The 17857-nt window shown below is 42.5% G+C and carries 18 protein-coding genes; 4 read left to right on the top strand and 14 right to left on the bottom strand.

Going from position 1 to position 17857, the window contains the following annotated elements; all coding sequences use genetic code 11:
- A partial coding sequence (locus V7L97_RS04130; RefSeq protein ID WP_333653606.1) for a hypothetical protein occupies nucleotides 1–331 on the bottom strand: 331 nt, incomplete at its 3' end.
- A gap of 158 nt (nucleotides 332–489) precedes the next feature.
- Between V7L97_RS04130 and V7L97_RS04125 the strand changes: the two genes are divergently transcribed.
- The gene (locus V7L97_RS04125) at nucleotides 490–900 is read left to right on the top strand and encodes a L,D-transpeptidase family protein (protein ID WP_333653605.1); all 411 of its coding nucleotides are present in this window, start codon (nucleotides 490–492) and stop codon (nucleotides 898–900) included.
- A gap of 76 nt (nucleotides 901–976) precedes the next feature.
- On the opposite strand, the gene V7L97_RS04120 is transcribed toward V7L97_RS04125, so the two are convergent.
- The 7 genes from V7L97_RS04120 to V7L97_RS04090 form a co-directional block, all read right to left on the bottom strand.
- A complete protein-coding gene (locus V7L97_RS04120) occupies nucleotides 977–1984 on the bottom strand; it encodes a tetratricopeptide repeat-containing S1 family peptidase (RefSeq protein WP_333653603.1) in 1008 nt (335 codons plus the stop codon).
- Nucleotides 1975–2583 carry a cytochrome c3 family protein gene (locus tag V7L97_RS04115; RefSeq protein ID WP_333653601.1) on the bottom strand — a complete coding sequence of 203 codons (609 nt, stop codon included), beginning with the start codon at nucleotides 2581–2583 and terminating at the stop codon, nucleotides 1975–1977. Before V7L97_RS04115 ends, V7L97_RS04120 begins: the two co-directional genes overlap by 10 nt.
- Nucleotides 2584–2654: 71 nt before the next feature.
- Entirely contained in the window at nucleotides 2655–4751 is a 2097-nt protein-coding gene (rnr, locus tag V7L97_RS04110; protein ID WP_333653599.1) for a ribonuclease R, read from the bottom strand.
- Nucleotides 4752–4780: 29 nt separating this feature from the next.
- Entirely contained in the window at nucleotides 4781–5173 is a 393-nt protein-coding gene (locus tag V7L97_RS04105) for a putative toxin-antitoxin system toxin component, PIN family (protein ID WP_333653629.1), read from the bottom strand.
- 8 nt (nucleotides 5174–5181) lie between these two features.
- Complete coding sequence (locus tag V7L97_RS04100) at nucleotides 5182–5412, bottom strand: hypothetical protein (RefSeq protein ID WP_333653598.1); 231 nt, start codon at nucleotides 5410–5412, stop codon at nucleotides 5182–5184.
- An 82-nt stretch (nucleotides 5413–5494) separates the two neighbouring features.
- On the bottom strand, nucleotides 5495–7462 hold the full coding sequence (locus V7L97_RS04095) for a hypothetical protein (RefSeq protein WP_333653597.1): 1968 nt from the start codon (nucleotides 7460–7462) through the stop codon (nucleotides 5495–5497).
- Nucleotides 7463–7687: 225 nt separating this feature from the next.
- Nucleotides 7688–8599 (bottom strand): helix-turn-helix domain-containing protein, encoded by a 912-nt coding sequence (locus V7L97_RS04090; RefSeq protein WP_333653596.1) that lies wholly within the window; start codon nucleotides 8597–8599, stop codon nucleotides 7688–7690.
- An 85-nt stretch (nucleotides 8600–8684) separates the two neighbouring features.
- Between V7L97_RS04090 and V7L97_RS04085 the strand changes: the two genes are divergently transcribed.
- Nucleotides 8685–9917 carry a beta-ketoacyl-[acyl-carrier-protein] synthase family protein gene (locus V7L97_RS04085; protein WP_333653594.1) on the top strand — a complete coding sequence of 411 codons (1233 nt, stop codon included), beginning with the start codon at nucleotides 8685–8687 and terminating at the stop codon, nucleotides 9915–9917.
- Nucleotides 9918–9986: 69 nt separating this feature from the next.
- Here the strand turns inward: V7L97_RS04085 and V7L97_RS04080 are convergent, their stop codons facing one another.
- The 5 genes from V7L97_RS04080 to V7L97_RS04060 form a co-directional block, all read right to left on the bottom strand.
- A complete protein-coding gene (locus tag V7L97_RS04080; RefSeq protein WP_333653592.1) occupies nucleotides 9987–11102 on the bottom strand; it encodes a GNAT family N-acetyltransferase in 1116 nt (371 codons plus the stop codon).
- A 6-nt stretch (nucleotides 11103–11108) separates the two neighbouring features.
- Entirely contained in the window at nucleotides 11109–12320 is a 1212-nt protein-coding gene (locus V7L97_RS04075) for an aminotransferase class I/II-fold pyridoxal phosphate-dependent enzyme (protein WP_442891745.1), read from the bottom strand.
- On the bottom strand, nucleotides 12317–13291 hold the full coding sequence (locus V7L97_RS04070) for an NAD-dependent epimerase/dehydratase family protein (RefSeq protein WP_333653588.1): 975 nt from the start codon (nucleotides 13289–13291) through the stop codon (nucleotides 12317–12319). Before V7L97_RS04070 ends, V7L97_RS04075 begins: the two co-directional genes overlap by 4 nt.
- 15 nt (nucleotides 13292–13306) lie before the next feature.
- Nucleotides 13307–14644 (bottom strand): NfeD family protein, encoded by a 1338-nt coding sequence (locus tag V7L97_RS04065; RefSeq protein ID WP_333653586.1) that lies wholly within the window; start codon nucleotides 14642–14644, stop codon nucleotides 13307–13309.
- A 61-nt stretch (nucleotides 14645–14705) separates the two neighbouring features.
- Nucleotides 14706–15587 carry an EamA family transporter gene (locus V7L97_RS04060; protein ID WP_333653584.1) on the bottom strand — a complete coding sequence of 294 codons (882 nt, stop codon included), beginning with the start codon at nucleotides 15585–15587 and terminating at the stop codon, nucleotides 14706–14708.
- Between the two features lie 316 nt (nucleotides 15588–15903).
- On the opposite strand from V7L97_RS04060, the gene V7L97_RS04055 reads away from it, so the two are divergent.
- Entirely contained in the window at nucleotides 15904–16464 is a 561-nt protein-coding gene (locus V7L97_RS04055) for a helix-turn-helix transcriptional regulator (RefSeq protein WP_333653583.1), read from the top strand.
- Here the strand turns inward: V7L97_RS04055 and V7L97_RS04050 are convergent.
- Nucleotides 16405–17115, bottom strand: coding sequence for an acyl-homoserine-lactone synthase (locus tag V7L97_RS04050; RefSeq protein ID WP_333653582.1), 711 nt, complete (start codon nucleotides 17113–17115; stop codon nucleotides 16405–16407). The two genes, V7L97_RS04055 and V7L97_RS04050, sit on opposite strands and share 60 nt — an antisense overlap.
- Before the next feature lie 256 nt (nucleotides 17116–17371).
- On the opposite strand from V7L97_RS04050, the gene V7L97_RS04045 reads away from it, so the two are divergent.
- Complete coding sequence (locus V7L97_RS04045; protein ID WP_333653581.1) at nucleotides 17372–17812, top strand: flagellar protein FlhE; 441 nt, start codon at nucleotides 17372–17374, stop codon at nucleotides 17810–17812.
- Nucleotides 17813–17857 lie beyond the last annotated feature (45 nt).

Genomic DNA, 17857 nt, shown 5'->3' with positions numbered 1-17857 from the left:
GCTTTGCTGCGTCCGTAAATAGGGACAGTCCCCTATCCGGATATTTTTCAGATATATATGGCGCTGAGGGCTCAAGACTGAAGTATTCACCTGCAAATTTGAAGAAGTCCATCCTTTCAAGGTATTTCAGGACTTCTTCTGACATTGGGAGATGAATGGTCTTTTGAATACTATTTGATTTTAGAAGTTCCCCAATCTCAAGAATGCCGACCATTCCATAAGGGTCGATGAAAGAAACTTCACGGAGGTCAATAATGGGTGTATCATTAAAAGCCTGCAAAACATGTTCAAATGTATCCTCTGTTATCTGGATAATTGCCTGCGCTGGCATATTCCCTCTCGCCTTATTATATAATAAATAAATTTTCCAACTTCCCGAAAATATAGGTAATGATGGCAAGAAGAATAATATTATTAATTGCCGTATCGATATTAAGCTGTCTGCTCTTTTCCTCAATCACGTGGGCGACATTTCCCAAAGCCGATAAGGTGATCGTTATCAAAAGCAAGCGGGTCATGATATTATTGAAAGACAGCGAAATAATAAAAACCTACAGAATCGCCCTCGGCAAAAGTCCAGATGGCCGCAAGACTCAAACAGGAGACCAGAAAACCCCTGAAGGAAATTACATCATAACTTCGAGAAACCAGCACAGCAAGTATTATAAGGCAATCAACATATCGTATCCAAATAAATCCGATATACAAAATGCCAGAAGGCTCGGCGTGTCTCCGGGCAACAGCATAGCGATTCACGGCCTGCCAAAGGAGCTGGAGGATATTGATAAATTTCACAGACGCCTTGACTGGACAGACGGGTGCATTGCGGTCACAAATCACGAGATAGACGAAATCTGGCAGCTTGTTTCAGACGGCACACCGATAGAAATCAAACCTTAAGCAATTTGAATCTAAAATTATATGTCAGGCGCTGTAGCAGTGCCTGACATATAAATATGACCAGCTGAGATTAAAATCATCTGTAGAGCAGATCGAACAAATCTTCCGCACGCCTTGCATCAAGCTTATTCAGGATTATGTATTCTTCGTATGCAGCGTCCTTGTCTCCGTTTAAATAATAGGCAATGCCCAGATTAAAATGAGTATCTGGATTTCTTGAGTCGATGCCTATGGCCTGCTTAAGGGTGTCGAGGGCTGCCGAATACCTGCCTGTAATGATATAGATAGTGCCGAGCTTATTGTAAATTGCCTGAAAATCGGGCTTAATCTTTACGGCATGTTTATACGCATCGATGGCATCCGAATATTTGCCGATCTTGTAATAAACCGCTCCCAAATTAACATAGGCATCCATGTAGTCAGGTTTAATCTTTAAAGCCCTTTTGTATGCTTCTGCAGCATCTGCATATTGGTTTGATCTCTCATGCTTCAGGCCTTTCATAAAATATTCTTCGGCATTGTCTTTTTTCACTTCTGTTTTTTTTGCAGGTTTTCTGATTTCAACAGGAATTTCTGGCTTTTGTAGTTCTATTAGCGATTTTGGTGCTTCAATCAATGGTTTTTGAGGCAATTCTTTTTTTGCAAGTTTCTTATATAATGCAATCTGCCTTTTGATATATTCTGAAGACCTGTAATCAGGGGGAAGCTGGACAGCAGCAAGTCCTTCTGCCTTTATCTCGAACAATGCTATATCATGCCTGCGGTTGTAAGATATTAATTTATTGATAGGATAAGAGCCTTTCCCTTCAGTCCTTACAATAAGCGCATATTCCACATCTTCGAGCCATTGAGAGATTATTTTGCAGCTCGTTGCTACTATGCCGTTACTGTCGACAATAAAGCCGCTTCCGGAGGCAACCTCGTTTCCATTCCTGTCATGAATTGAAATAACAACAACCGCCTTCTTCTGTTTCTGTGCGAAGTCGGGTATTCTGGCTTCTGCCAAAACAGCGAAGGAGGCTGTAAAAAGGAATGAAACAAGAATGATAAGAACTATCCCTGAAAAACTTCTCTTCACTTCCATCCGTGACATCCGTAGCAGAATGTGCTTCTGTCATTATGCCTCAAAAAGAATTGATTATCGCTTACGTGAGGGTCATGACAGCTCGAACATTCAACCCTGCCGTTCCTTAGCAGATCGGCTATGATGCCTGCGCCTTTCCAGCCCGAGAGCGTCGCACCCCTCGGCTTCAGGTGTCTGCTGCGCTCATTATAGGCAATGGATACCGTATGATGATTACGCGTGTTGCCTATTTCATCAGCAGACTGGATTATTTGCGAATGTGTCAGATTACTTTTTTGCCATGCTTTTTCGTCAATGTTCAGGTTATACGCCTGTGTTCCGTCATGGCAGGAAAGGCATACCTTTGACAGCGTATTAGGGGATGTATCTTCGGTTACTCCAGCCATGCTCGTTCCATAAGTGGAATAGACTGCCGGTTTGGCCTCCTTGTTCCAGAGCTGAACACCGCTTAGCTCTGTATGCGGGGTATGACACCAGATGCAGACCTCTGCCCGATGTTTGTATGAAAGATTATGCTTTGTGTTTTCGATACCTGCAAATGCTACACAGGCATATAAAAGTAATGCCGCTGATATAGCAACCTGGATTTTCCTGTTCATAATATAATCCCAGATTCAGCGATAAAGATGGGTCTCTGTAGTGAATAGCTTAACATGCCGGCATAAAAATTTTATATTCCTAAAACTATCTCCCTTTCCTCCATATCAACCCTGTCGATCCTTACCTTCAATTCCTTGCCTATTGTGAATCTCTTTTTCCTGTGAACTCCGTGAAGGCTCAGGCTCTTTTCATCATACTGATAAAAATCATCGGCCATATACGATACATGGAGAAAACCCTCTACATAATAGTCCTTAAGCCTTATCTTCAGGCCGTATGGCGTAACAGAGACGACCTTCCCTTCAAATTCCTCTCCCACCTTATCCCTCATAAACCATACCCTCATGGCACTCAGAACAGCCCTCTCTGCCTCATCCGCCTGCCTTTCCATCCTCGATGAATGGAATGCAATATCAGGCAAAAGGGATTCCAGATCCTTGATTCTCTTATCACCGAGATGTTTTTTAGTTAAAACCTCCCTCAATATCCTGTGTACAACAAGGTCAGGATACCTTCTGATAGGCGAGGTAAAATGGCTATAGCTTTCGGAGGCCAGTCCAAAATGTCCTACGTTCACTGCAGAATACCTTGCTTGTTTCAGGCTCCTCAGTATCATGTGATTTATTATCTCCTCTTCAGGAGTGCCCTGAATCTGCTTGATCAGGTCAGAGAAGTCTTTTGGAGCTATAGTCTTTGTCCTTTTCAGAATTCTCAGAGAGCCTATGATTTTCATAATGCCTTCGAGCTTCATTGGATCAGGCTCTTCGTGTATCCTGTAAAGGCTTGGAATATTAAGGGCTTCGAGATGCCCTGCAACAGCCTCATTTGCAGCGATCATGAACTCCTCTATTATCATGTGTGCAAAATTTCTCTCTGCCCTTATTATGTTCTCAGGATTTCCCTGAATATCCAGAAGCACCTCAGGCTCGGGAAGGTCGAAATCGAGGCTCCCCCTTTTAAGTCTGCGTGATTTCAGGATATTGCACAACTCTCCCATCATCTCAAAATCCTGAAGCAGATAATCGTATTTTTGTCTTTCCTTTCGGTCTTCATCCACGAGTATCTTCTTCACAGATGTATACGTCATCCTCTCATTGCTGTTGATAATGCTGGGATAAAATCTTGCATCGGTCCGCTCACCATGCATGTCAAAATCCATCTCAACAGTGAAGGCCATCCTTTCCACTTTTGGTCTTAAACTGCACAAGTCCTCTGAGAGTTCCTTTGGAAGCATGGGGATCACCCTGTCAGGAAAATAAACGCTCGTCCCCCTTTTCCTGGCCTCCTTATCTATTAAGGAATCCCATCCCACAAAAAAACCTACATCTGCTATGTGCACCCACAGCCTGTAACCATCATCTGTTCTTTTGATTGATATGGCATCGTCAAAGTCCTTTGCCATTTCGCCATCGATGGTTACTGTGGGAAGGCTGCACAGGTCTTTCCTTTTATGCTCTCTGTTTTTAAGCCCCTTTGCATAAAGGCTTTTCGCCTCTTCAATGACATTATGGGGGAATCTTCTCGGCAGGTTGAATTCATCTATTATGCCTTCCACTTCATCGAGCGGTGTTTCCGGCTTTTCTAATATTTTTATTATCCTGCCCGCAGGAGGCCTTTTGTCAGATGGGTAGCTTATTATCTCTGCAATTACGCTGTCTCCGTCCTTTGCCTTGCCTTTTTCTTTCGGGGCGATATAGAGGTCAAAGGGGACCGATTTGTTTTTAGGCCTGACATAAAATCCAGCCCTTCCGGCTTCGAATGTCCCGACCATGCGTGTATGCGCCCTTTCAAGTATTCGGATTATGGCGCCTTCCCTGCGGCGTCTGTTCTCGATCCTCGCAATAACCCTGTCGTTGTCCATTGCACCGAGGGTTGCCCTTGCAGGGATGAATACATCCCTCTCTCCAGGTTTTTCGAGTATCACGAATCCATACCCGTCCCTGTGCGCCTCAAAGTAGCCTGTAATAAGGTTCATCTCCTCGGCAGGGCCATAAAGGCCTTTCCTTGTCCTGACAATATCGCCGTCATTGACCATTTCCCTGAGAAGCCTTTTGAGTTTGCGCCTTTCGGGAGGGGTGAGATTTAAGTTATAGACGACCTCCATGAAGCTGAGGGGTTGTGTGACCTTTTCTTTGAAAAACGATGTAAGGAATTCCTTGGTGATCATAGACCAATTGTAACACAAAAATGATAGCGCTAATCCCTTAAAAAGCCGAGCATCTCGGCGGGCGATACAATTTTTATCTTTCCGATATTTTTCAATTTCCTTAGATGAGCGTCTCCCGAAACAATATAATCGGCCTTGAGCGCTATGGCGCAGGCGATGAATTTGTTGTCGGCAGGGTCTTCCTTTATCCACAACTGTTCCTTGGGATTATTTACAAACAGGAGATTGAAATTTTTCTCAAAAGCCGACATCAGCCTGTATAAGAGAGAATTGTCCTCAAACTCAAACCTGCTCAATACCTCAAAATATTCTTTCAGGATAGGCTTTGACACACAGAGCGTCAATCTGCCGGAGAACCAATATTCAATAACCTTGAGTGGAATGTCTCCGAAAAATGAGGAAACGAACACATTTGTGCCTATTGTCGCTCTTATTTTCCCGAGCGGACTTTTCTGATGGTCTTTTCCACATTAGATACCTTATATCCTTTCTTTTTCAGAGAACTGCCGATTTCGCTCCAAAGCCCTTTCATGGCATTCTCAATATTGTGCTCTTCCACATAGTCCTTAATAAGCTCGCAGAGCTTTTCATTGACTGATTTATGCTCAAACCTGCTCAATCTCTGAAACTTGTCTTTTATATCCTTGTCAACTCTTACCAAATATCTGCGAAGTCATTTAACACCTCCATTGATAGCATATATATCAATGTTATCATATTCTGCAATCTTTGAACAATTTCTCCTATTTCAGCTTTGCCTTAAATTCTCCCATTCTTTCTATTGCACCGTCCTGATTATGAAGGACTATGCCTTTGAGTTCTTTAAACCGTTTTTGTATTTTCTTATCCTTACTCTTAATATAATTATCGAGGATTTTGAGCTCGTTATCAATTTTATTTGCGATTGTCAGATACTTGTTGTATTTCTCCCTTTCTGCTTTTATGGAAAAATCACCTGGCATCTGCCATTTATCCTTAAGGAATATCCACGATGCAAAGTCCTCTAATTGATAGCCTTCGAGCAATTTAACAGGGGTTGTATTTTTCATATCCACAACCCTTAACCCGTCCCTGTCAGCTATGATCTTATACCCTCCCTTAAATGGCTCTGCTCCCTGATAATCCATGAACTCCCATGTGGAGACCGCTGACTGCTGACTGCTGACCACCGGCTTTTTATGGCAGCTTTCACATTTCCTCGCCTTTCCGTATGGATGGGCTGCCTGCTCAATTTCAAACCACAACAGGTGTTTATTAGAACGTGAAGGGGACTTTGTCCCCCTCACGGACTCCCCCTCCGGAAGGCTGAACGTACCCACCACATAATATGCATCCCTTGTCTCTCCATTAGGCCATCTGAACATAAGTTTTTCAGATGGTTTGACATCCGGTTTGATATTGCCCACACTGTGGGGCCAGATCTTCACCGGCATCCATTTACCCTTCTGGTCTTTCATGAGTATGGGAGGGCCCTGAATGCCGTAATAAAGGGAATACTTCTTGAACGGGTTCTCCTTTCCTGCAATCAATCCCGGCCCCCATATGGTAATCTGATAGCCCCTCAATTCACTTATGTGGCACGTTGCACAGTCCATATTCTTATGAATGCTCTTTTTATGGGCCTCCTCTATCTCTATGTGACAGTCCTGACAATTAGCCTTTCTCTGCATGTCGCCCATTCCCTTTTCGCCTGTGGTATGGCAGTCAACACAATGTATATCTTTTTTATAATGAACATCCGGGTTCATGCCTGTCGGTATCGAGTAATCGCCTCCAATATAGGTCTCTCCCCGTCTGCTCTGCATTGCACCTGGATGGCAGATGCTCGTCCCCCTTCCGTATCCTGCACAGCTTATCGATGTGGGCTTGTTGGTAAAATTGTGAACTCCTTTTTTCCTGTCAGGTTCGTAGTGGCAGTCCAGACAGCCGGCATGACAGACATTGCAGAATTTCTGTTTCGCCACTGCCTGTTCTCTTGAAAAAGGGACATTAAGTTCTTTTCTTATATCTTCCGTATTTTTGAATTGAAAACCTGCGTTCCTTAAAACCTCCATTGGCGGCAGGTCGGCAAATGACGGCCCGCAGTTGTGAGGCCCGTATGGCTCAAGCCATGTCCTCATTGTCCTCTGCCTGAAATTTGTTGCCATGATGGTTGTCTTGAATTGCTTGAGCTCTTCCGGATGGCATCCTGATTTGCCGCAGGTCTTTTTTGCAATATTAGGATCAAAATTAAATGTCTTAGGATTCCTGTCGTGCCAGAGGACATTCCTTACATCCGGATGCGGCAAGAGTTCTCCGTCCTGCTCTATCTTCGGCAGCATCTGCCTTATCATGTCGTTTCCTGACGGCAGCAGCGAATTTGGATAAACTTCCTTTCTCTTAAGCACATTGCCATCGTCGTCTATTAACAAGACAGTGAGCATTCCCTTGTGAGCATTATCCGGTTCCTTTGCCCTTCCGTTACCGAGGTGGCATTCATGGCACTTTACATTGGGATGTTTAGATTCCCTTTCAACCATCTCATGGGTCACATAAAACTGGGGATAGCCCAGTCTGGTCATCTTTTCTTTGTCAGAGTGGCATCTTATGCATTCCACACTGGTATCCTTCCATGCCTTATAACTTAGAACGGTTATGACCAATAGAAATTGAACAACAAAAATAATGACCGTTTTTTTATTGATATAATCGCTGATAGTCCCTATCTTCATTTGCGGCTTCAACCAAAATTACGAAAGTATCACCTAACATACAACAGCAGGTGTGCTGAAAAGACTTTACACTTTGAAATATTGCAAAACATTATCTTGAATCCGTCATCTACTACATTGCTCACTATTTGGATGAGACATTTATTATCTCTAATATGCATAAAGAATAACACTTTGTAAAGTCTTTGATGAACACCTGCTGTTGTATCATTCGTAATTTGAGCTTTAAAGATTTGAGGAATTGGAGGGCTGAGGTGTTTGAGGGGTTGCAGAAGGGAGACTCAGTTTTATTACCTGTCCTTTTTCTCCGAGTCCTTCGAACTCTTTGTCGTCAAATTTCAGCTTCACACCGGCAGCATTCCCTATTAATAAATCAATGGACTGGTTAGCCTCATAATTCACCTTTTCTCCGGGATTCAGGAGCACTTCCTTTTTATCAGCGCCATCGATGATTATCTGTATCCATGTCTTATCTACAGCGGTAATATCGAGATTGTGCATCTTCTTTTGGACTGTCTTATTTTTATCTCCTGATTTATCAGGCGGTGTCAGAGGAGCATTAGATATCCCTGCTTGGCCTGCTGGAGTTGAATGGATTGTTTTTTCCTGTTTGGCATCCTGTACCGGCACCGGCGGAGTGACATCGGGGATTTTATATTGCACTCCGGGCTCCGTCTTCTGCTGCACTGGTGGTGCACTCTTTCCGCCGGGGAGCAGTAGATATATTAAAAGAGCTATCCCGGCTATGGAAACAGCCACTAATATTCTTTGAGAAAAACCTCTAACACCGGAAACACCCTTTGATTCTGATTTAAAGGAAGGTGTCTTTTCTATGCTCTCTGACGGGATATTGTCTGAAGTTTTCTCATCAGAAGGGATATCCGCCAGATTCTTCTCCTTCCCTCCCTTTATCTCTTCAAGATATGCCTCATACAGGGCAATTGCTGCATCAGAAGGGTATCCGAGGAATTTTGCATACTCCCTGATATATCCCTTTGTATACACCTCAACAGGTAATTTTGCAAAATCCTCTTCCTCTATTGCCTTAAGATAGCTTGCCTTTATGCGGGTTATCCTGGCAACCTCCTTTAGTTCCTTGCCCAGTTTCTCTCTTTGTTCCTTAAGGGACTTTGCCATATATATGGTATAAATTTACCACAATTTCGAAATAAATGAAAGAGTTAATCGTTTTGTAAACCAATTATGTTACTATAGGTTTACAATGAGAAGGATAATGATCACAGGCATAGGTGCAGTCACGCCATTGGCAAATAATTTTTTTGATTCATGGTCTCTTGTCAAGAAAGGCATTTCCGGCATAAGCAGGATTTCAAAATTCGACACGACGGGTTTGTCATGGACAATGGCAGGAGAAGTTAAGGGATTCAATCCTGAATTGTATCTTTCCAAAAAAGAGATTTTAAAACTTGACCCCTTTTTGCACTATGCAGTTGCAGCAGCAACAATGGCTGCTGAAGATGCAGGACTCCTCAAATCCAAAATTCGAAATTCGAAATTCGAATTTGATAATGCCGGCGTCATAATAGGTTCAAGCAGGGGTGGAATCACAACAATCGAAAAAGAACTCTCTAAACTCCTAACTCCTAACTCTAAACTATCTTCTTATTTAATGCCCTCAACAACAATAAGCATGGCTGCATCTTACGTGGCGCAGAAACTGGGCACTAAAGGTCATTGTTTAGGAATTTCCAATGCCTGTGCATCAGGAACAAATGCCATTGGAGAGGCATACAGGCTGATAAAGCATGGCTACGCAGATATAGTGATTGCAGGCGGGACAGAGGCGCCGATATGCAGGTTTTGTGTTGAGGGATATGGCATTTCTGGTGCGTTATCAAAAACAGATAATCCCTCTGCAAGCAGGCCGTTTGACACAAAAAGGGACGGTTTTGTCCTTGCAGAGGGTGCGTGCATACTGGTGCTTGAGGAGTATGCATCTGCAATAAAAAGAAATACTGAAATCTATGGCGAAATTATTGGTTACAGCAGCACAACAGACGCATATCACATAACAAGACCTGACATCGAAGGCGAAATAAGGGCTATACATTCCTCCCTTGAAGATGCAGGAGTTTCACCTGAGGATGTCGATTATATCAATGCCCACGGCACATCAACGCCAATCGGAGACATGGTGGAGGCAAATGCAATAAAGAATATCTTTAGAAGCAATATTCCGGCCCCGGTAACTTCAATAAAATCCATGACAGGACACATGCTTGCAGCATCAGGGTCTTTTGAAGTTGCATGCACTGCCATGAGCATCAAAGAAGAAATCATCCCTCCGACAATCAATATTACCCAAAAAGACCATGAATGCAATATTAATGTAATAACAGAAAAAAAAGAGGCAGATATAAAAATTGCTATTACAAACTCATTCGGATTCGGGGGAGTCAATGCGGTGATTGTGCTGAAAAAGGTAGATGAGTGAATGAGTAGATGAGCAGATGAGAATTCCTAAGATGCACCTTTCCACTCATTTACCCATTTGCTCATTTACTCATTTACCTATACCTATTGCCTTTTCGTATATCCTGTATCTCTTATACAGCCTCGCCCCGAACATCTCGCAAAGTCTTATTGCCTGAATGTTGTCTTCAAGAATCCACGAAAGCTCTATTCTCTTATACCCGCCTTTTTTAATGTTCTTATGTCCCACTTTAAACAGAAGTGCATCGACCCCCCTGTTGCGGTATTCGGGTTTAATGCCATAAAGCAGCAATCTGAGGTCGGTTAGTTTTTTGGAATAATAAAGCGCCTTTATTATCGTCAACGGATTAAGCCTGCCCTTCATCTTTTTCAAAACAAAATTATAATCGGGGATTAGCCCGAGAAATCCTATCGGCTCCCCATCCTTCTCAGCAATAAGTGTGAGTTCAGGGACTACGAGGGGTTTCAGTCTTTTGGCACTGTAAGAAAGCTCTTCATCGGTAATGGGAATGAAGCCCCAGTTATTTTTCCATGCGGAATTATAGACGTCCTGGAAAATCTTCATATCAGCCATGAAATTCTTTTTATCGATAGTCCTGACCGTTATTCCTTTTCTTTCAGCCAATGCGGCTACCCGCAAAACCTTCTCCGGCAATTCTTCCTGCATATCGTAAATATATGCATAGAGGTCTTTCGATTTTGACATGCCGAAGGCAGTCACCAAATCATTGTAATAAGGAGGATTATAAGGCATCATGAGCATGGGAGAACTGTCAAATCCATCGATAAAAAAACCGCATTCCTCGTTCGTGGAAAAATTCATTGGCCCGCGCATAATCTCCATGCCCTGACTTTTCAATTCATCCTGGACTATGTTTAACAGGGCATCAGAAATCTCTTTGTTATTAATGCACTCAAAAAAACCGAAAAAGCCTGCCTTCTCTTTCTGAACCTTAATGTGATCAGGATTGATAATGGATGCTATGCGGCCGACAATATTGCCATTCTTTAATGCGAAAAAAAAATTCACATCTGCATGTTTTAAGAAGGGGTTTTTCTGAGAAAAGTGTGTCTTCATGTCCATAGTCAACCGAGGGACATAAAGACTGTCGTTCTTATAAAGCTCAAGAGGGAATTTTATAAAAGAATTGATCTCTGATTTTGTTCTGGCTTCTATTATCTCCACTTCTATTTATATCAGCCCCATCGCCTTGCCGACCTTCTTGAATGCCTCAAGCACCTTGTCGAGATGCTCATCCGTATGCGTGGCCATGTAGCTCGTTCTTATAAGAGCCTTCCCCGGAGGGACTGCAGGCGAGACAGCGACATTTGCAAATACTCCCCCTTCCTGAAGCATCATAACAAACTTAAATGCAGTCTCATCCTCTCCCACAATAATGGGGATAATGGGAGTCTCGCTCGGGCCTAAATCAAACCCAAGCTCTTTAAAGCCCTTAAACATCTTGTTTGTATTTTTCCATAGCCTTTCTATCCTTTCAGGCTCGTTCTCGATTATATCCACTGCTGCACTGACCGCTGCTATCGATGCAGGAGGCGGGCTTGCGCTGAATATCAATGCCCTTGCAAAGTGCTTTATGTAATGAATGACATCTGCATCGCCTGCTATAAAGCCGCCTATGGATGCAAGGGATTTGCTGTAAGTTCCCATTATTAAATCCACTTCGTTCTCCAGACCGAAATGCTCTGCAGTGCCCCTGCCTGTCTTGCCCAGGACACCAATTCCGTGAGCATCATCCACAAAAAGCCTTACTCCGTATTTCTTCGTTATATTAATCACATCAGGAAGATTAATAATATCTCCTTCCATGCTGAACACACCGTCAACAACCACAAGTTTTCCCCTGCCGTTATTCTCATTGAGGATTCTTTCGAGGTCGGACATGTCATTGTGCTTGAATCTCTTGACCTCTCCACATGAGAGCCTGCAGCCGTCAACAATGCTTGCATGATCCATCTTGTCGATAATGACCACGTCATCTTTTCCAACAAGGGCGGATATTACGCCAAGATTAACCTGAAACCCCGTCGAGAAGACAAGGGCAGCCTCCTTCCTCATGAAATTGGCAAGCTTCTCTTCCAGTTCCACATGGATGTCGAGAGTGCCGTTGAGGAACCGTGAGCCTGCGCAACCCGTGCCGTATTTTTTTACGGCCTCTATCGCTGCCTCTTTCACCTTTGGATGATTTGTAAGGCCGAGGTAATTGTTCGAACCAACCATTATCATTTTTCTGCCGTTTATTACTACCTCGGGGTCCTGTGCGCTCTCTATTACCCTGAAGAAAGGATAAACTCCTGCCTTCTGCAATGCCTTTGCGGTATTAAATTTAAAACATTTTTCAAAAATATCTGTCATCTGTCTTTTGTTTTCTGTCTTCTGATTCATAGCCATTGATGTATCCTGTACCAGTCTGCTGTCCATTTTGCTCCTTCCTTTATTTTTACCTTCGGCTCAAACTTCAGCCTCTCTGCTGCCCTTGTCGTGTCGCAAATCCAGTGGGAATGCCTCATCTCTTTTATCTTATCCGTATTTATTATATTTATTCCTTTTCTGGCTCCTTTTGCCTTCTCAGAGATGAATCCGAGCAGCGGCATAACAAATTTAGGGATATTCAGTCTCACCGGCCTCTTCTGCAGGGCATCGGATATTGCCTCAATAATATCATCAGTGGAGTAAATATTACCATCTGACACGAAAAAAATCTCTCCCTCTGCATCCCTGCTCAGCGCAGAGAGTATTATACCATTTATCAAGTCTTCCACATATAAAAAAGAGTAATAACATTTACCCCAATAAGGAATCAAGCCCGATTTTATCATTTTAAAGAAAATCAGCAGGTCTCTGTCTCTCGGCCCATAAACAGCAGGAGGTCTTATGACAGTTACAGGCATATTCTTTTTATTCGCTAAGACTATCTTCTCTCCTTCAAGCTTTGTCTTTCCGTAAACGGATACAGGGGCTGGTTCGCTATCTTCCTTAAGAGGCCTACCATCACAGCTCGGCCCTGCTGCAGCAAGACTGCTCAGATAGACAAATCTCTTGATATGGGAATTATTTTCAAGCACTGCCTGCACGATGTTCTCTGTGCCTTTAACATTTGCATTAAAAAAATCCGCTTCGGAGCACGCCTTTGTCAGTCCTGCAAGATGAAAGACATAATCAACACCCTTAACAGCATCAGCAAGTGATTCCCTGTCCGTGCAGTCTCCCTTTATTATTCCGGCATTGATATCTTCAAGAAATCTCAGGTTTGCAGGGTTTCTTACGAGACAGGCAACATCAAAACCTTCACGGATAAGGGCGCCTGCAAGATGGCTCCCTATAAAACCTGTTGCACCTGTAATGAGGGCCTTCATAAATCTGAATTTATTCTAAGGAATATGCTGCACTTTTTGCAAGGAATTCATTATTTTTTTGGGCCTGACCTTCACCCTGAGTCCCTTGACATCCTCAACAACTACCCGTTCTTCTTTCTGTATAACATTATCCGAATATGCAGACCAGAATTCGCCGTGCACTACAACCATTCCACCGCCGGGTGTAATATCCGTTTTTGCAATTCCCTCAAGGCCTATCAGTCCTTCCGCCCCTGTCACAGGCTTTCTCTTGTATGCCTTATAAGCAAGTCTGAAGGTAAGGACAAAAAACAGGGCAGTGACAATGACAGCAGGAATGATTACGGAAAGGGAGAGCTTTAGAAACGGCAATGGCGATTCGAAGAGCATCAATGAGCCGAGGACCATGGATACTATCCCTCCGATGGTCAGCATTCCGTATGATGCGACCTTTACTTCGAGTATGAATAGTATAAGGCCGATGATAATAAGCAGAAGTCCTGCATAATTCACAGGAAGGGTCTGGAATGAGTAGAAGGCAAGGACAAGGCATATGCCTCCGATAACACCAGGGAATATCGCACCCGGATTCGTCAGCTCAAAAAACAGGCCGTAAAAACCGAGCATCAAGAGTATATAGGCCACATTTGGATCGCTTATTAGATTCAAAATCTTGTGTCTGAGTCCCATTTCATGCCTGATGATTTTTGCACCTGCGGTTTTTAATGTTTTATCTCCATAAGCTGTAGTTATCTTTTTTCCGTCTATTTCGGAAAGAAGTGCGCTTATATCCTTTGCAATCAGGTCAATGATATTGCTCTTCAGTGCCTCTGTCTCTGTTGCAGAAACGCTCTTTCTCACAGCATCCTCTGCCCATTTGACATTCCTGCCTCGGGTCTCTGCAATGGACTTGATATAGGCTGCCGCATCGTTAACCGCCTTTTCTGCCACAGCCTTGTCCATCTTTTCTCCCAGCGCAACTGGATGCGCAGCGCCTATATTTGTGCCGGGCGACATTGCAGCAACATGCGCAGCCATCGTTATAAAAACCCCTGCTGATGCAGCCCTTGCACCGCTTGGTGAGACATAGACCACAACAGGAACACTGCTTCCGATAATATCCTTCGCGATACTCCTCATTGATGTATCGAGTCCGCCGGGAGTATCCAGTTCGATAATCAGCGCCTCTGCATTCATCTCCGAAGCCTTTTTAATGGATTTGCCTATATACTCTGAAACAACGGGATTGATGGCGCCGTTTACTGTAATGACGAGCACTTCTGATTTTCTGTTTTCGACAGAATACAGCAATGGACTTAAAAAGAGAACGGTAGAGATAAAAACAAGTGCGAGAAAAACAAACTTCCTATTCATGTAGAATTATAACATGAAAAATAGCATCTGAAGCGAAAGCCGGTTATGCTTGTCACAGATATTAGCGGAAAAGCACAATCAGCACAAAACCTGTAAGCATCAAAATAGTCCCGAGCATTCTTTCCTTTATCCCTGACTCCTTAAAGAACAGATATCCATAAAATATACCTATTAGAAGACTCAATCTCTTAACCGAGATCATATATGCGACCTTTGTCATGCTCATTGCTATCATATGGGAAATAACCATAACGGATTGGAGAAATCCTGGAAGAATGGACGTTCGCAATGCGCCGTTATTATTAAATATAAATCTCAACTCATCCCTTCCCTTATATAGAGCTATCGGCGTTAGAACAATAACAAGCAATGTAATATAAGTGGCGCCGAAAAATATGGGGGAAGAATGCTCAATAGCCCTCTTGCCGAGGGAGGATGTGAAACTGTAAATAAGGGCGACAACAATCATAAATATAGAACCTTTCTCTTTTTTGATAGCAATAAACGGCTCGAAAACGCCCTTTTTAAATTCCTTGATATTGAGCGTATAGCCTCCAACTGCAATAAACAGAACACCCAATGCGCCTATGACCGAAACCTTCTCTCCAAGAATAATGTATGGAACTATTATGAGAAATACTGGCGTAAGGGAAAGAAACGGCAGTGTCAGACTTAATGGAGAAACCTTTAATGCCTTTATATAAAATATGATTGCAACTATCTCGAGGGGCAGTGCTGTTAGAAATGCTCTGTAGAAATGATTATCAAGAGGAGGGACAGGAATAAAGAAAAGAGTGCTGATAAGAAGGGGCAATGAAAACAAGAGCCTGAGCCATGCAATAAGGTACTCATTATGAACTGACAATGCCTTTTTGGTGAGCGCATCGCTGGTAGCGAGAGTAAAGGCAGAAATTAGGGCAAATAGTATCCAAAGATTTTCCATTCATTAATTTTAATGTCTCTACTTAAAAATAGACAATCATTAGCATCAGCAGCGATGGCATAATCTTTCATTTTTGATAAAATAAGATATAGGTACTCTATTTTGGGGGGAATTGATACAGCCTTGAACAATCTGCTATCTAAACAAGATGCTATTCACCTTTTGGAATTAATCCACAAAAGTCTTTCTTGCGTGAAAGAACAAGATTTCAGGGAACTATTATTAGATTTAAAGGTCTTGGTTCCATATGATTACACTGCCTGCTTATTGGGTAAAAGGGATAAAAATAACCTCGTAAATACTTACGACCTGATAAATGTCGCCTTTCCCTTCTGAATGGCTTGACCATTATGTTATAAAAAGCTATCATCATATTGACCCAATCGTTAAAGAAAACTTTAACAATTTTACATTACAATACTGGGCTGATACATACAAAAAATACACTCCTCCCAAAGATTTTGTAATGACTGCCGAAGACTTTGGCCTTAAAAAAGGTTATTCCTATGGCCTCAAAAACTATAAAGGAACAGAGGGGAGCTTGTTTTCTTTTTCCGGCGATTTTATAGAATCCAATCTTAGAACAGAAATCATTTTAACGCATATCACTCCTCACCTGCATCAAGCCTTCATTCGCGTTTTGGGTCAGCACAAAACAAATGATGATATCTCAATCATCTCTCTAACATCAAAAGAAAAAGAAGTGCTTAAATGGTTAAAAGAGGGCAAAAACACATGGGATATATCCCAAATTCTTGCAGCGAGCCAAAACACTGTTAAGTACCATATAAAGAATATTTTTCTGAAGCTTGATGTTTCAAACAGGTCTCATGCCGTTGCGCGTGCTGTTGAACTGGAATTGATTAAACCATTTTAACATATCCGGTCTCTTCAGAGCATTTAAGATTTCAAATTCTCTCCAATCCATCATCACTGCCACAGCAACTACTCCATCAGGCATCGTATATGGTTTATCTATCAATGCAAAAGAAAATCCTTTCATATGCAGCAACTTATAGACTCTATGGTCAGTTACGCCGTATAAATACCGCACATTATTTTTTGAGCACCATTGATATATCCCTTTAAAAAGAAGGCTGAATATATCAAATGAGCCGAATTCATTAGATATCCTATGCCTTCTTGCCTCAGATGCTATACAGCACCTTGAAAGTTCTGCAGTATCTGCCTCTTTTCTTATTTCATGTTCATGCCCCACAAGCGGCAAAAATTCCTTTTCGAGCATAAAAGTATTCTCAGTCGTTATCAGTCTCATATACGCCCACACCTTGCCATAAAGGTCAAGAACCCCGAAATGAATAGCATAATTATCGTAAACGTCAATTTCCAGCATGTTTTCTGTTTCCGAAACCCATTTCAACTTCTGAGCAAAGATTTTGTGCCGCAGATGGTATGCCTGAACTATTTCTCTTTCCATAAACAGATTCTTCACAATGAGGTTGCCTTCACGAATACCGATAGGGTGAAAGGTCGTACCATTTGTTTTTCCTGTTGTGACTGACAGCATTTTTCTCCTCCTAAAAAGTTTTTCTATTTATGGGAGAAGAAAAGACTACAAAAAATCACCTACCTGTTTGGGTAGGTGATTCGTCCCCTACTCATTCGGGCAGGTGATTTTTAAAGCAAGAGGTGTTAAACAAATATCATGAGTTTTTTAAGGTCTGTCTTTGCAATTCAAAGAATAAAGGGGGTGATAGCAGAGGTCAAAACAGGAGGGCGTAATTTTTGGTTTCTGAAAATTTCGAAAGAATCAGGAGGACTTTATGAGAAAACGCAGAAGGTTGTTGCTGGTTTTAGCTATGGTTGCGATACTGGTGGCCGCACTGCCGCTCATAGCATTTGCCTCGTCAGGCGCATGGAGCGATGCCAAAGTAGGGCCGGATGCATATTCGAAGGGCTACTGGTATTGTGCTGACTTTAACCCGACTGGTCAATATGTTCCACCAAATGCAACTATTACACTCGTGTCATGGCAGTGGAGCGTTTTAAACTACAGAAGCGATTTGCTGGTTTATATTTGTGACTCTTATGGTTGTCAGAATATTTCTAGTTTGGGAATAGGAACCACTACTTATTTTAATAACAGATCCGCAAACCAAACATTCGGGCTTTGTTTTGGAGTTCCTGGAAGCGGCTCGGTCGTTCCACCGATTTATGGACAATACGACAGAGTCAATGTAAGCTGGCAAGCTCCAGCCAGATAGGTATAGACATATTAACCAGTTTATAGAGGCTATAGAAACAAAGGG

The sequence above is a fragment of the Dissulfurispira sp. genome, from assembly GCF_036745535.1.
Classification (GTDB): domain Bacteria; phylum Nitrospirota; class Thermodesulfovibrionia; order Thermodesulfovibrionales; family Dissulfurispiraceae; genus Dissulfurispira.
The sequence above is the reverse complement of the archived record's forward strand: the minus strand, read 5'-3'. Positions and strand labels throughout refer to the sequence as shown.